Origin of the sequence: Pseudomonas sp. AL10, from assembly GCF_029960685.1 — a bacterium.
Lineage (GTDB): Bacteria > Pseudomonadota > Gammaproteobacteria > Pseudomonadales > Pseudomonadaceae > Aquipseudomonas > Aquipseudomonas lactis.
In genome coordinates, this window is the sequence record NZ_JASBQZ010000003.1 from 362,186 (window position 1) to 376,272 (window position 14,087).

A 14,087-nucleotide genomic window follows, 5' to 3' on the forward strand; every position below is an offset into this window, starting at 1 on the left:
TAATTGATATTTATTGGGCGCGCCGATCATGCTGCGCAATGTATTGGTGGGCTTTTTGCGGGATCTGCAAGCTGACCGCCTCAATCAACGATGATTGCTCTTCTTCATCCAGACTAAGCTTGCCAGTACGGATATCGATCAGTTCCAGTTGCCAGGCCAGTAGCGTCAAGCAGTCATGCAAGGCATCCAGCGCCTGGTCATGCAATTGCACCGGGCTCACGGCATTGGCAATCAAGTATTGAATCTGCCGGGAAAACTCGCTAATGGCCTGCAATGCAAGGCAGTCTGCGCTCTCGGCGAGCTTGTTCAGGCTGGCTTTCATGCAGTCGATAGCGTCACTGTCGTTTCGAATCAAATGCAGGTGGTTCAAGCACTCTTCTGACCTGATCAGCAGCTTTTCAGCCTCGTGCAGGAACTCGGGAAGTGCAAGTTGCCACTCGTTACCGTCGTTCATCATGCAGGTCTCCGCAACGTAAGGTCGGGTGATGAGATGTCGCACCGGGTGAATGGCGTAAAACTAGCGCTGAAATACGGCTCGGACTTGTAGGTCGATTCTGATATTTCAGTAGGACATTTAGTGAAATGCTCACGAAAGTCGTATGTAGCCCCGGTTGTGCGGGATGACACGACTTCAGTTGCCGGTACGTGAGTGCCTGAAAGGCCCGTGGGCCAAGGGCTGGGGATGGCAAACAAAAGCCTGACTCCATTCATGCAATGAGAATGGCGTCACATTAATGGCTATTAGATATCGCGAATATCAGGTTGGGCCTGATTGCGCATAGGGGAATCCCCTATGTCGTGGAACTGCACGTCAATTCGACTGTCGCGCAAGGGGGGCTTGAAAGAGGCTCAAGGGCCCAAGCAGTAAAGCATGATGTCAGTGTGACATCAATGGGTTTGCATGGCATTTTATCGGGGTCAAGGTCCGGCGCTTGCCGCCGATAACGTGCTTATACAGCTGCACACCCTTTCAACGCGCCTGCGGCGTGTACACCAGGAGTTTTTAATGGCCGGCATTCTCGACACGGTAGATCAACGCACGCAATTGGTGGGTGAGAATCGCCTGGAAATTCTCATGTTCCGCCTCTTCGGACGGCAGTTGTTCGCGATCAACGTGTTCAAGGTGCAGGAAGTCCTGCAACTGCCCAAGCTGACCCTGATGCCCCAGCGCCACCCGTTCGTGTGCGGGGTGGTCAACCTGCGTGGCCAGACCCTGCCGGTGATCGACCTGTCCCAGGCCATCGGCATGCGCCCTTTGGTGCCGGGCCCCAACAGCACCATTATCGTCACCGAATATAATCGCTCGGTGCAGGCGTTCCTGGTGGGTGGCGTCGACCGCATCGTCAACATGAACTGGGAAGCCATCCTGCCGCCGCCGACCAGCGCCGGTCGCCAGCACTACCTCACCGCCATCAGCAAGGTCGATGAGCAACTGGTGGAAATCATCGACGTGGAAAAAGTCCTCGCCGAGATCGTGCCCTACAACGCCAAGGTCTCCCGGGACAAACTTGAAGACCCGGTGCTGGAGCGTGCCCGTGGCCGTGAAGTGCTACTGGTGGATGACTCCAACGTGGCCTTGTCGCAGTTGCGTGACACCCTGGGCCAGTTGGGCGTGAAGATGCACATTGCCAGCGACGGCCTCAAGGCACTGAATATGCTCAAGGCCTGGGCCGACAGCGGCCAGGTGATGACCGACAAACTGCTGATGATCTTTACCGACGCTGAAATGCCCGAGATGGATGGCTACCGCCTCACCACCGAGATCCGCAACGACCCACGTCTGCGCGGTCTGTACGTGGTGATGCACACCTCGCTGTCGGGCAGCTTCAACGACTCCATGGTCAAGAAGGTCGGCTGCGACAATTTCCTCTCCAAATTCCAGCCGGACAAGCTGGTGGACGTGGTGCGCCAGCGACTGATGTTGGACGAAATGCCCGCCTGACTTTAGGATGACACTTTGTTTCCTAGGAAGGCAGGCCCATGCTGCGTCTCAGCGCGTTGTACCGTTACCCCTTGAAGTCCGGCAAGGCCCAAGCCTTGCAGCAGATTGGCCTGGATAAACTCGGGTTGGACGGGGATCGACGCTGGATGCTGGTGGATGAAGCCAGCGGGCGGTTCCTGACGCAACGGGCGGTGGCGAAGATGAGCCAGCTCATCGCGTTGTGGAACAGCAGCGGGGGCCTGACTCTGAGTTCGCCGGGCTACGCGCCGCTGGACGTGGCAATGCCTGGCAGCGCCAGCGAACTGCGCGGTGTGACCATCTGGCGTGACACCCTGCGTGTGCCGGATGCTGGCGATGCGGCCGCAGCCTGGGTCAGCGAGTTCATTGGCAAGCCGACGCGCCTGGTGCAACTGCCCCTGGAACGTGCGCGCACCACCGAAGCCGGGTATGGCAAGGATGACGACAAGGTCGGCTTCGCTGACGGCTACCCGTTGCTGTTGATCGGCCAGGGCTCCCTCGACGACCTGTGTACGAAGATCGGCCGCCCGATGGAGATGCTGCGTTTTCGTCCCAACCTGGTGATCGAAGGCGCCGAGGCCTTCGCTGAAGATGGCTGGAAGCGCGTGCGCATTGGCGACGTGGAGTTTCGGGTGGTCAAGCCGTGCTCGCGGTGCATCCTCACCACCATCGACCCCCAGACCGGTGAGCGCAGCCCCGACCGCGAGCCCTTTGCGACGCTGGAAACCTACCGCAAGACCGAAAAGGGCGCGATGTTCGGCCAGAACCTGGTCAACGATGGCATTGGGCGCCTGGAAGTCGGCATGCCGGTAACGGTGTTGGAATAAAAAAGCCCGTCTCGTGGGAGACGGGCTTTTTTGTGTGTCGGGTAGTGCCTTAGCCGCGGTATTCACACAGGTAAGCGGTGTCCACCGCGACCTTCAACTGGAACTTGCTGTTGGCCGGGACGTGGAACTGGCTGCCGGCGGCGAACGTTTCCCAGTCGCTGCTCTCAGGCAGCTTCACGGTCAGGGCGCCGGAGACCACGTGCATGATTTCGCGTTGGGCGGTGCCGAATTCGTATTCACCCGGAGCCATCACGCCGATGGTCGCTGGCCCTTCTGCGGTGCCGAAAGCGATCGACTTGACGGTGCCGTCGAAGTACTCGTTGACTTTGAACATGGGTGAATCCTCGGAAAAAGGTCAAGGCTTACGCCAACCACTGTAGGCGCGAGCTTGCTCGCGAAAAACCTGAGAACACTGCGTTTAACCAGAGGCGCTGCGTTATCGTCGGCGATCTTCGCGAGCAAGCTCGCTCCTACAGAGCAGCAGGAAAATGGCTGGCCAGTATGCCCAAGGCTGCAAGCGCTGCCTAGACCGGCAAAATCAAGGGCAGCAGGCGCGCGGTATTGCGGGCATCCTCCAGGGCGCGATGCTGCTGGCCATGGAACTGCATCCCCGCCAATTGCAGCGCACCATTGAGCCCCAGCGGTTTGTCCAGGCGCCGGGCCTTGGCAAAGCGTTGCTTGAGGTTCACATGCGGGGTGTCGCCCAGGGCGCTGGCGAGGCCATGGCGCTGCCACTCCAGCTCAAGCTGCACGCGGTCATAATCCCCCCAACTGGCCCAGCCTTCCAGGCGTGGCTGATGTTGGCCCAGCCAGCGCTCGAACAGCGGCCACACCTCGGTGATCGGCGCGGCCATGTCGATATTGGCCTGGGTGATATGGGTGAGTTTGCGGCAAAAGGGCGTCAGCAAGGGCCGCCGCAAGGGCCGCACAAAGCGCTGGAAGTGGTCCAGTTCGCGGCCCTGGCGGTTGACCAGGCTGGCGCCGATCTCGATGACTTCCATCTCTGTCACGGGCCAGCCGCCGTCATCCGTTGTGGCTTCAAGGTCAATAATCAGCCAATGAGGCATGTGCAGGTTCCCGTACTCGTCCCTTCCTGATGGGGATAGAGCGTAGCCCGGCCCTGTAGTTCCGCCTAGGGGCGTTATTCGATCTCGAGCAAAACCTGGCGGTTGCGTACCTGATCGCCCGTCACGACCCGCAGTTCCTTGACCGTGCCATCGATACCGGCCTTCAACGGGTGCTCCATTTTCATCGCTTCGAGCACCAGCAAAAGCTGGCCTTTGCTGACGCTTTCACCGACGCACACCCGTATATCGACGATGGCGCCGTCCATGGGGGCCTGGACCGTGCCACTGCTGGCGTCGGCCGGGCGGCTGGCGACTTGCTGGGTGCGGTCGGTGACGGTCAGCCCTGGCAGCCACAGCCGGTTGCCGTCCAGGTGATAGGCGATGCGGCGGCGAACCCCCTTGATGACAAAGGTGGCGTGGCGACCGTCGGTGGTGAGTGGCAGGTCGTCAATGGTCACGCTATGCAGTTGGCCGTTGATTTCCAGGCGGTATGTCACCGGGGCACTCGCCGTGTTGCGCCAGCGCGCGAGGGGGTGTGAGTGCTGGTTGGCGCTGTGTTGATAAAACAGCCCGGCGGCCAGCGAGAGCTGTTCAGCGGTCGCTTTGTGCTGTGGGATGACGCTGAAGTGTTCGGCGATCAAGCCCGTGCTGAAGTCGCCGGCGATAAAGTCCGGGTGCTTGAGCAGGTCGATGAGCAAGCGCTGGTTGGTCGCCACGCCGAGTAACACCGTGTCTTCCACGGCCCGCAGCAATTTGCGCCGGGCTTCTTCGCGGCTGGCGCCGTGGGCGATGATCTTGCCCAGCATCGGGTCGTAGAACGGGCTGATGGTTTGGCCTTCACGCAAGCCATGGTCGATGCGCACGCCGGGGGCGGGTTCCCAGCGCAACACGTCACCGGTTTGCGGCAGGAAGCCCTGGGCCGGGTCTTCGGCGTACAGGCGCACTTCCATGGCGTGGCCGGTCAGGGTCACCTGTGATTGGGTAAGTGGCAGCGCTTGCCCGGCGGCGATCTGCAACTGCCAGTCCACCAGGTCGAGGCCGGTGATCATCTCGGTAACGGGATGTTCCACTTGCAGGCGCGTGTTCATTTCCAGGAAATAGAACTGGCCGTTGCGGTCGAGCAGAAACTCCACGGTGCCTGCGCCCACATAATTCACCGCCCGCCCGGCCTTGAGTGCGGCCTCGCCCATGGCCTGGCGCAGTTCGGGCGTCATCACGGGGCAGGGCGCTTCTTCGATGACTTTCTGGTGGCGGCGCTGGATCGAACAGTCGCGCTCGCCGAGGTAGATGAGGTTGCCATGGCTGTCGCCGAACAGTTGCACTTCCACGTGTCGCGGGTCGATCAGCGCCTGTTCGAGGATCAGTTCGTCGCTGCCGAATGCATTCATGGCTTCCGAGCGAGCGGTGCGCAGTTGCTCCAGCAGCTGTTCGCGCTGGTGCACCAGGCGCATGCCACGCCCACCGCCACCGGCGCTGGCTTTGATCATCAGCGGGAAGCCGATGCGTTCGGCTTCCTGTTGCAAGGTGGCGTCGTCCTGGGCACTGCCCTGGTAGCCGGCGATGCAGGGCACGCCGGCGTCGAGCATGGCGAGTTTGGACAGGCGTTTGCTGCCCATCAGTTCGATCGCCTCGACACTGGGGCCGATGAAGGTGAGCGTGGCCTGCTGGCAGGCGCGGGCGAAGTCGGGGTTTTCCGAGAGGAAGCCGTAGCCGGGGTGAATGGCATCGGCGCCGGTCAGTTGGGCGGCGGCGAGGATGGCCTGTGTGTTCAGGTAGGACTGGTGTACGGGCGCCGGGCCGATGTGTACGGCTTCGTCGGCCATCTGCACGTGCAGGGCATCGGTATCCGCGTCGCTGTAGACGGCCACGGTGCGGTAGCCCAGGGCCTGGGCAGTGCGCTGGATGCGGCAGGCGATTTCGCCGCGGTTGGCGATCAGGATCTTGCTGAATGCGGGCATTGGGTTATCCCTTGATGAATGTGGCGTGTGTTGGGGCCTCTTCGCAGGCAAGCCAGCTCCCACATTTGAAATGTGTTCCCCTGTGGGAGCTGGCTTGCCTGCTATGGCGTCATCGAGACCAACTCGGCTTTCGCTTCTGCACAAACGCCTGCGTCCCCTCAACCCCTTCCTCACTCCTCACCGCCTCGGCAAACCACTGCGCCCCGCGATCCAGCACGGTCTCAAGCGGCTCATCCAGGCTGGCCAGCAACAGCGCTTTAGTCCGTGCGTTCGCCCCCGGCGCACACTGCAACACCTGCCCCAATACCTCATCCACCCGCTGCGCCAATGCCTGCGAGTCGTGCTCGACAAAATGCACCACCCCCAGCCGCCCAGCCTCCACCCCATCAAACCGCGCCGCCGTCAGCGCCAGGCGCCGCGTGTGGGTAAGGCCAATACGCTTGACCACAAACGGCGCAATCTGCGCCGGCAGCAACCCGAGGCGGGTCTCGGGCAAGCCGAACTGCGCCTGGCCCGCTGCAATCGCAATATCACTTACGCACGCCAGCCCGAACCCACCGCCCAGTACCGCGCCTTGCAGCACCACGATCACCACCTGCGCCAGCGCCTCCACCTCTTGCAGCAAGCTCCCAAACGCGCGGTTCAACGCTTGCAGTTGATCCCCGGCGCCCACCAGATCCTTCACATCGGCCCCCGCGCAAAAATGCCCGCCTGCGCCGCTGATCACCACGGCGCGCACCTGGCTGTCCAACTGCGTCAGTACCGCACGCAGTTCATTGACCATTTCAAGGCTCATCGCATTGCGGCATTCAGGCCGGTTGAGGGTGACGTGCAGCACGCCGTTGTGGGCTTCGAGCAGCAAGGTGTTCATGGCTTTTTACCGGGCAGGGTGCCCATCAGTTTGCAGATGATGCCCAGCATGATTTCGTCGGCACCGCCGCCAATCGACACCAGGCGCACGTCGCGATAGGCGCGGGCTACCGGGTTGTCCCACATGAAGCCCATGCCGCCCCAATATTGCAGGCAACTGTCGCTGACCTCACGGCCCAGGCGCCCGGCCTTGAGCTTGGCCATGGAGGCCAGCCGCGTGACGTCCTGGCCCTTGATGTACTGCTCGGTGGCCTGGTAGACCAAGGCGCGCAGGCATTCGATTTCGGTGGCCAGTTCTGCCAGGCGAAAGTGGATCACCTGGTTATCAATGAGCGCTTTGCCGAAGGTCTGGCGCTCTTTGCAGTATTCGATGGTGCTGTCGATGCAGTGCTCCAGGCCCTTGATCATATTGGCCGCGCCGAACAGGCGTTCTTCCTGGAACTGCAACATCTGCATCATGAAGCCCGCGCCTTCATGGCCGATGCGGTTGCGTTGCGGCACGCGCACGCCGTCGAAAAACACCTGGGCGGTCTCGGAGCTGTGCATGCCGAGTTTTTCCAACGGCGGGCTGACGGCGATGCCGGGGCTGTTCATCGGCACCATGATCAGCGACTTGTTGATATGCGGTTTGTCGTCGGACGTGTTGGCCAGCAGGCAGATGAAGTCGGCGCTGGGCGAATTGGTGATCCACATCTTGCTGCCGTTGATCACATAGTCATCGCCATCCTTGCGCGCATGGGTCTTGAGCCCGGCCACATCGGAGCCGGCACCGGTTTCCGAGACGCCGATGCAGCCGACCTGTTCGCCGCTGATGGCCGGGCGCAGGAACTCCTCGCGCAGTTCATCGGAGCCGAAGCGCGCCAGGGCCGGGGTGCACATATCAGTCTGCACGCCGATGGACATGGGAATGCCGCCGCAACGGATGGTACCGAACTCTTCGGCGGCGACGATGGAATAGCTGTAGTCCAGGCCCATGCCGCCGAATTTTTCCGGTTTGGAAATGCCCAGCAGGCCGAGGTCGCCGGCTTTGCGGAAGATCTCGTGAATGGGAAAACGCCCGGCTTTTTCCCATTCATCCACGTGCGGGTTGATCTCGCGGTCGACGAAGGCGCGCACGGTGCGGCGCAGTTCCTGGTGTTCCTGGGTGAAGATCATTTTTATTGTTCTCCCGGTTGGGACGCGGAGCGTCCTGGTTGGCGTTACCACGCGGAGCGTGGGAACGATCACCCACGTGGAGCGTGGGAACGATCAGCGCGCTACGCCGAAGGTGTTGGGTTGCAGTTGCCGCCGTTCGGCTTCGTGACAGATATCCAGCAAAAAACCGAGCAAAGTGCGGGTGTCCCGTGGATCAATCAGCCCGTCGTCCCACAGGTTGGCGCTGGCGTAGAGGGCGGTGGACTGGCTGTCGAGTTTCTGCGCGGTGACCTGTTCGAGCATGTCGAGCACCTTGGGGTCGGGCACCAGGCCGTCCTTGAGTTGCTTGGCCTCGGTGACAATCCGCAGCACTTTGCCGGCCTGTGCGCCGCCCATCACCGCGGTGCGGCTGTTGGGCCAGGCGAAGATAAAGCGCGGATCCAGGCCGCGACCGCACATTGCGTAGTTGCCGGCACCGTAGGAACCACCGACCACGATGGTGAGTTTAGGCACACGGGCATTGGCCACCGCCTGGATCATCTTCGCGCCGTGCTTGATCACCCCTTGCTGTTCCGACTCGGTGCCCACCATAAAGCCGGTGGTGTTGTGCAAAAACAGCAGCGGCGTGCGGCTTTGGTCGCACAGCTGGATAAACTGCGCGGCCTTGCTCGCGCCCTTTGGGGTGATGGGGCCGTTATTGCCGATCACTCCCACGGCGCGCCCCTGGATATGCAGATGGGCGCAGACGGTGTGGGGGTCGAACTCGCCTTTGAATTCCAGCAGGTTGGAACCGTCGGCCAGGCGCGCCAGGATCTCGCGCACGTCATAGGGCTTTTTCGGGTCATCGGGGATCAGCCCCAACAGTTCCTCAATCGGGTACAGCGGTTCGCGATAGGCGCGTTGGGGCGCGTGCGGCAAGCGGTCATTCCAAGGCAGTAGGCCCACAATCTCACGCACGATGCGCACGCCATCGGCATCGTTCTGGGCCAGGTACTCAGCGGTGCCGGCGGTTTGCGCGTGCATCTGCGCGCCCCCCAGTTCTTCATCGGTGGCGACTTCGCCAGTGGCGGCCTTGAGCAACGGTGGCCCGGCGAGAAACAGCTTGGCCTTGCCGCGCACCACCACCACGTAATCCGACAAGCCGGGCTGATACGCACCGCCGGCCGTGGCCGAGCCGTGCACCACGGTGATCTGCGGCAAGCCCATGGCCGACATGCGCGCCTGGTTGGCAAAACTGCGCGCGCCTTCAACGAAAATCTCGGCGGCGTAGTTGAGGTTGGCGCCGCCGCTTTCGGCGAGGGTCACCACCGGCAATTTGTTCTCCATGGCGATCTGTTGCAGGCGCAGGGATTTCTTCAGCCCGGAGGGGGAAATGGTGCCGCCTTTGATCGCGCTGTTGTTGGCTACCACCAGCATGCGCACGCCGCTGACGTAACCGATGCCGGCGATCAGCCCGCCACCAGCGGCGCTGCCGTCTTTGTCGTCGTGGAGCTTGTAGCCGGCCAGGCTGGCCAGCTCCAGGAACGGCGCGCCGGGGTCCAGCAGCAGATTGAGGCGCTCACGGGGCAGCAATTGCCCGCGCTTGTCGAACTTGGGCTTGGCTTCCTGGGCCTTGGCCAGCAGGGTGTGTTCCAGTTGGCGAAACTGGGCGATGGACGCCAGCATGGCTTCGCGGTTTTGCGCGAACGCTGGGCTGTTGGGGTCGATCAGGGTTTCAATGACTGGCATGGCGTTATTGCTCCGCCTTGAGCACATCCGGCAGGTAGGCGCGGTGGAACCCATTGAACGGCTCGCTCGGTACCTGCGCCTTGTGCAGCGGCCATGCGCGGCTGCCCAGGCTGGCGGCGCCGTCGATGCGCAGGGTGCTGCCGCTGATGAAGGCCGCAGCCGGGCTGAGCAGGAAGACGATGGCCGCGCTGACTTCCGACTCGGTGCCGATGCGCTTGAGCGGTACATGCTCACGCAGGGTGGGAATCACCGCCTTGAAGGCGCCTTCGTAGGTGTCCATGCCGCTGGAGGCGATCCAGCCAGGCGCCACGGCGTTGACGCGCACCCCGGCATAGCCCCACTCAAACGCGGCGGTCTTGGTGAAGTTGTCCATACCGGAGCGCGCCGCGCCAGAGTGGCCCATGCCGGGCATGCCGCCCCACATGTCGGCGAGCATGTTGACGATTGCGCCGCCGTGCTTGCTCATCGACTGGTTGAACACTTCCCGCGCCATCAGGAAACCGCCCACCAGGTTGGTGCGCAGTACGGTTTCAAAGCCCTTCTGGTTGATCGCGGCCAGGGGCGACGGGTATTGGCCGCCGGCGTTATTCACCAGGCCATGAATGGGGCCGTGGTCGTGCAGAACTTGCGTGACCAGTGCCTTCACCGCCTCTTCATCGCGGATGTCACAGTCCTGCCAATGGGCGACGCCGCCGTCTTGGGTAATTTCCTGGGCTACCTGTTGCAACTTGTCCGGCTTGCGCCCCACCAGGATCACGCGGGCGCCAAGCGCCGCCAGTTCATGGGCGGTGCAGCGGCCAATGCCACTGCCGCCACCGGTGACGATCAGGGTGTGCCCCTGGAACAGGTCGGCTTTGAAGATCGAGTCGAAGGCCACGGCAACGGTCCTTTAGCTGAGTTGATCGGCAATGTGTTGCGGTACGGCGATGGGGATTTCCAGCAGTTGCTGGGCGAAAGCCTTGCCTTGGGGATCTATGCGCAGGCTGGCGATGCCGCCGCCGCCCAGGGCGTTTTCCAGCAGGAAGTTGAGGCTGTGGCTGCCGGGCAAGTACCAGCGTTCGACGCGGCCATGGATCGGGTCGAGCACGTGGTCCATCCAGTCGACGATCACCTCCGGGGTCAGGGCTTCGGCGATCCACGGCAGGTAGTCGGGGTGGCGGGCGATCACGCCGATATTGCTGTGGTTGCCCTTGTCACCAGAGCGCGCCACGGCGAGTTTCACCAGCGGTACGCTGGCATCGGCACGGCCCAGGGGCTTGGCCGGCTCGATGGGCGCAGCCGGCGTGAGCAGAGGCGCGGAGGCGGGCAGCTCGACGGCATAACGTTGGCCTTGGTACTCGATGGCGACGCTACACAATGATTTGTCGACCAGGAACGAAAACAGCCGAATCAGCGGATACACCGTCGGCCGCCCGCCGACAATGCCGGTCAGCCCCGGTGCCATGCCGGTGGCCGCCTGGGCGATCTCGCGGGCGAACAGCGCCAGCGCCTGCTTGTTCGGGTGCCGCACCGCCAGCTTCACCACTACTTCGCGGCAATCCGCACGCCGGGCGTGGGCGCCGTAGGTGGCTTCGCTGCCGAGCAGTTCGATGTTGACGTCGGTGTAGGGCGCCCAGCCGCGCTGGCTGAACAGCTCCGAGGTCTTGTTGATGAGCGCCTGGCTGACCCGCTCGGCCTTGGCCACCGCGTCGATGCCGGCGATCAGGCAACTGGCGGTACAGCGAAAACCATCGGGGTAGGTGGCGCTGACCTTGTACTGGTCGGTGGGTGCCAGGCCCTTGGCGCCGTGCAGGCGCACCGCATGTTTGCCTTGTTGCTGCAGTTTGACCTGGCTGAAATCACAGATCACATCCGGCAGCACATAGGCGCGCGGGTCACCGATTTCATACAGCAGTTGTTCAGCCACGCTGAGTTCGCTGATCAGGCCGCCGCTGCCCTCGACCTTGTTGACGGTGAACTGGCCGTCGGCGCTGACTTCGACGATGGGGAAGCCGATGTGTTCGTAGTCCGGCACGTCACGCCAGTCGGTGAAGTTACCACCGGTGCATTGGGCGCCGCATTCGATGATATGCCCGGCCAGGGCGGCCTGGGCGAGGTGATCGTAGTCCTGCCAGGACCAGTTGAATTCATGCACCAATGCCGCGCTGACCACTGCGCTGTCGACCACGCGGCCGGTGATGACAATATCGGCGCCGAGCCCCAGGGCCTGGGCAATGCCCGGTGCGCCGAGGTAGGCATTGGCGGACACGCACAGGGGCGGCAGTGGGGCGCCGTTGAACATGTCGGTGACAGGCGGCAGCTGTTTGAGTTGAGGGTGCAAGTCATCGCCGAGCAACACGGCGATTTTCAGCGGGATGTGCGCGTTATCGCAGGCCGCTTGCAGGGCAGCGGCGCAGGCCTGGGGGTTGATGCCGCCGGCGTTGCTGATCACCCGGATGCCTTGGCGCTGGATATCCGCCAGCAGGGGCGTCAGCACCTCGACAAAGTCCGTGGCGTAACCGGCCTTGGGGTCTTTCAGGCGGGCACCGGCGAGGATCGACATGGTGACTTCCGCCAGGTAATCGAACACCAGGTAATCCAGGGCGCCGCCCTGCACCAATTGGGCGGCGGCGGTGCAGGTGTCGCCCCAGAAGGCGCTGGCGCAGCCGATACGTACCGTCTTGCTCATGAGAAATCCTTCCTCCAAGGGCTGGCGTCGAGACTACCAAGCAAGCGCTTGGTTTGTAAACTCCAGTCACAAGTTTTACCCAAGCGCTTGCTTGGGTGGCGGTCACGGCCTAAATTGCCGGCCATGACAGTAGAGGTGAAGGAGAGCAACATGGATGAGCACAAAGCCCTGAGGGTGATGCGCACCATGGTCGATGGTGGCCAATTGACCGACCCCGAGAGCGCCCGCGGCAAATTGCTGCAAACCGCGGCTCATCTGTTTCGCAACAAGGGTTTCGAGCGCACCACCGTGCGTGACCTGGCCGGCGCCGTGGGCATCCAGTCCGGCAGCATCTTCCATCACTTCAAGAGCAAGGATGAGATCCTGCGCGCGGTGATGGAGGAAACCATCCATTACAACACCGCGATGATGCGCGCTTCACTGGAGGAGGCGAGCACCGTGCGCGAACGCGTGCTGGCGCTGATCCGCTGCGAGTTGCAGTCGATCATGGGCGGCAGTGGCGAAGCCATGGCGGTGCTGGTCTACGAATGGCGCTCGCTGTCGGCCGAAGGCCAGGCGCACGTGCTGGCCCTGCGTGACGTGTATGAGCAGATCTGGTTGCAGGTACTGGGCGAGGCCAAGGCCGCTGGCTACATCCGGGGCGATGTGTTTATCACCCGGCGCTTCCTCACCGGCGCCTTGTCCTGGACCACCACCTGGTTTCGCGCCCAAGGCAGCCTGACCCTTGAAGAGTTGGCCGAAGAGGCCTTGTTGATGGTGCTGAAGGCGGACTGAGGCGCAAGCCATTAATTTGCTGGCGAAAGTTGTCTCCCCCGGTAAAAACGCCTAGCTTATCGGCATTGAACTCTTCAACGGTGTGTGCCTCGATGTTTTCGCCATGGCGGCTGGCTGCAGGACTGACTTTATGGGCACTGGGCACCGCCGCGTGGACGCAGGCCGGTGCCGCGCAGTTGGTGAGAATCGGCGCGGCGCACTTTCCGCCCTATACCGTTCGCCCCGAACAAGGCGCCGACACCGGGTTGCTGCCGCAATTGGTCGAGGCGTTGAACGCTGCGCAAACCGATTACCAGTTTGTGGTGGTGCCTACCTCGATCCCCCGGCGTTTTCGTGACTTCGAGCAAGGCCGGGTCGACATGGCGATCTTCGAAAACCCGTCCTGGGGTTGGCAGAATATTGCCCATACCAGTGTTGATATGGGGCTCGAAGATGCGGAGATTTTTGTCGCTCAGCGTCAGCCCGGGCGCGACCAGAGTTATTTTTCTGACCTTACCGGTAAACGTCTGGCGGTGTTCAGTGGGTATCACTATGCCTTTGCTGACTTCAATCCTGATCCCAAGAACATGGCCGAGCGTTTCAATGCGACGTTGACGTACTCCCATGACAGTAATCTGCTGATGGTCGCCCGTGGGCGTGCGGATATTGCGTTGGTTACCCGTTCGTACCTGAGTGATTTCATGGTGCGCAACGCGGACATGGCGGGGCAGTTTTTGGTGTCGGAGCGTATTGATCAGGTGTATCACCACTACGCGTTGCTGCGGCCAAAGGCACCGATCACGGGGGAGGCGTTTTCGGCGTTGCTCAAGGGGCTACGCAGCAGTGGGCAGATGCTGAGGATTTTTGAGCCGTATCGTATTGATGTGACGCCACTGCCCTAGATCGCAGTAAATAAGATCCTTTGGGCTCAGTGGGGTCAACTGTGGGAGCTGGCTTGCCTGCGATGACGGCCTGCCAGCCGACACCTATCTACCTGACACCCCACCATCCAACTGTGGGAGCGGGCTTGCTCGCGAAGGCGGCCTGACAGGCGACACAGTTGGATTGTGTACATATCCATTCCTGCGGTAACGGCCACTTAGGGTTCCGCCCTGACGGCGG

Annotated in this window: 13 protein-coding genes; 4 read left to right on the top strand and 9 right to left on the bottom strand. The window is 62.2% G+C overall.

Annotated features, from left to right (window positions below):
- Positions 1–10: 10 nt before the first annotated feature.
- Positions 11–457 carry a hypothetical protein gene (locus tag QK296_RS06135; RefSeq protein WP_282390704.1) on the bottom strand — a complete coding sequence of 149 codons (447 nt, stop codon included), beginning with the start codon at positions 455–457 and terminating at the stop codon, positions 11–13.
- Positions 458–1,006: 549 nt separating this feature from the next.
- Between QK296_RS06135 and QK296_RS06140 the strand changes: the two genes are divergently transcribed.
- Together QK296_RS06140 and QK296_RS06145 are read left to right on the top strand one after the other, a co-directional pair.
- Complete coding sequence (locus tag QK296_RS06140; RefSeq protein WP_003192887.1) at positions 1,007–1,942, top strand: chemotaxis protein CheV; 936 nt, start codon at positions 1,007–1,009, stop codon at positions 1,940–1,942.
- 38 nt (positions 1,943–1,980) lie between these two features.
- Positions 1,981–2,787 carry an MOSC domain-containing protein gene (locus tag QK296_RS06145; RefSeq protein ID WP_003192885.1) on the top strand — a complete coding sequence of 269 codons (807 nt, stop codon included), beginning with the start codon at positions 1,981–1,983 and terminating at the stop codon, positions 2,785–2,787.
- A 49-nt stretch (positions 2,788–2,836) separates the two neighbouring features.
- Here QK296_RS06145 and QK296_RS06150 read toward each other — a convergent pair whose 3' ends face one another.
- The 8 genes from QK296_RS06150 to QK296_RS06185 all read right to left on the bottom strand — a co-directional run bounded on the left by QK296_RS06150 (position 2,837) and on the right by QK296_RS06185 (position 12,212).
- Positions 2,837–3,121 (bottom strand): pyrimidine/purine nucleoside phosphorylase, encoded by a 285-nt coding sequence (locus QK296_RS06150; RefSeq protein WP_003192883.1) that lies wholly within the window; start codon positions 3,119–3,121, stop codon positions 2,837–2,839.
- Between the two features lie 190 nt (positions 3,122–3,311).
- The gene (locus QK296_RS06155) at positions 3,312–3,854 is read right to left on the bottom strand and encodes an exonuclease domain-containing protein (protein ID WP_003192881.1); all 543 of its coding nucleotides are present in this window, start codon (positions 3,852–3,854) and stop codon (positions 3,312–3,314) included.
- A 74-nt stretch (positions 3,855–3,928) separates the two neighbouring features.
- Positions 3,929–5,812, bottom strand: coding sequence for an acetyl/propionyl/methylcrotonyl-CoA carboxylase subunit alpha (locus QK296_RS06160; RefSeq protein WP_169855990.1), 1,884 nt, complete (start codon positions 5,810–5,812; stop codon positions 3,929–3,931).
- Positions 5,813–5,921: 109 nt separating this feature from the next.
- Complete coding sequence (locus QK296_RS06165) at positions 5,922–6,683, bottom strand: enoyl-CoA hydratase-related protein (RefSeq protein ID WP_282390705.1); 762 nt, start codon at positions 6,681–6,683, stop codon at positions 5,922–5,924.
- The gene (atuD, locus tag QK296_RS06170) at positions 6,680–7,837 is read right to left on the bottom strand and encodes a citronellyl-CoA dehydrogenase (RefSeq protein ID WP_003192876.1); all 1,158 of its coding nucleotides are present in this window, start codon (positions 7,835–7,837) and stop codon (positions 6,680–6,682) included. Before atuD ends, QK296_RS06165 begins: the two co-directional genes overlap by 4 nt.
- Positions 7,838–7,930: 93 nt before the next feature.
- A complete protein-coding gene (gene atuC, locus QK296_RS06175; protein WP_282390706.1) occupies positions 7,931–9,544 on the bottom strand; it encodes a geranyl-CoA carboxylase subunit beta in 1,614 nt (537 codons plus the stop codon).
- A 4-nt stretch (positions 9,545–9,548) separates the two neighbouring features.
- Positions 9,549–10,421, bottom strand: coding sequence for an SDR family oxidoreductase (locus QK296_RS06180; RefSeq protein WP_282390707.1), 873 nt, complete (start codon positions 10,419–10,421; stop codon positions 9,549–9,551).
- A 12-nt stretch (positions 10,422–10,433) separates the two neighbouring features.
- Entirely contained in the window at positions 10,434–12,212 is a 1,779-nt protein-coding gene (locus QK296_RS06185; RefSeq protein ID WP_282390708.1) for an acyclic terpene utilization AtuA family protein, read from the bottom strand.
- Between the two features lie 150 nt (positions 12,213–12,362).
- Between QK296_RS06185 and QK296_RS06190 the strand changes: the two genes are divergently transcribed.
- Both QK296_RS06190 and QK296_RS06195 read left to right on the top strand, forming a co-directional pair.
- A complete protein-coding gene (locus tag QK296_RS06190) occupies positions 12,363–12,986 on the top strand; it encodes a TetR/AcrR family transcriptional regulator (RefSeq protein ID WP_034136096.1) in 624 nt (207 codons plus the stop codon).
- A 92-nt stretch (positions 12,987–13,078) separates the two neighbouring features.
- Complete coding sequence (locus QK296_RS06195) at positions 13,079–13,867, top strand: transporter substrate-binding domain-containing protein (RefSeq protein ID WP_137205351.1); 789 nt, start codon at positions 13,079–13,081, stop codon at positions 13,865–13,867.
- Positions 13,868–14,087: the final 220 nt, after the last annotated feature.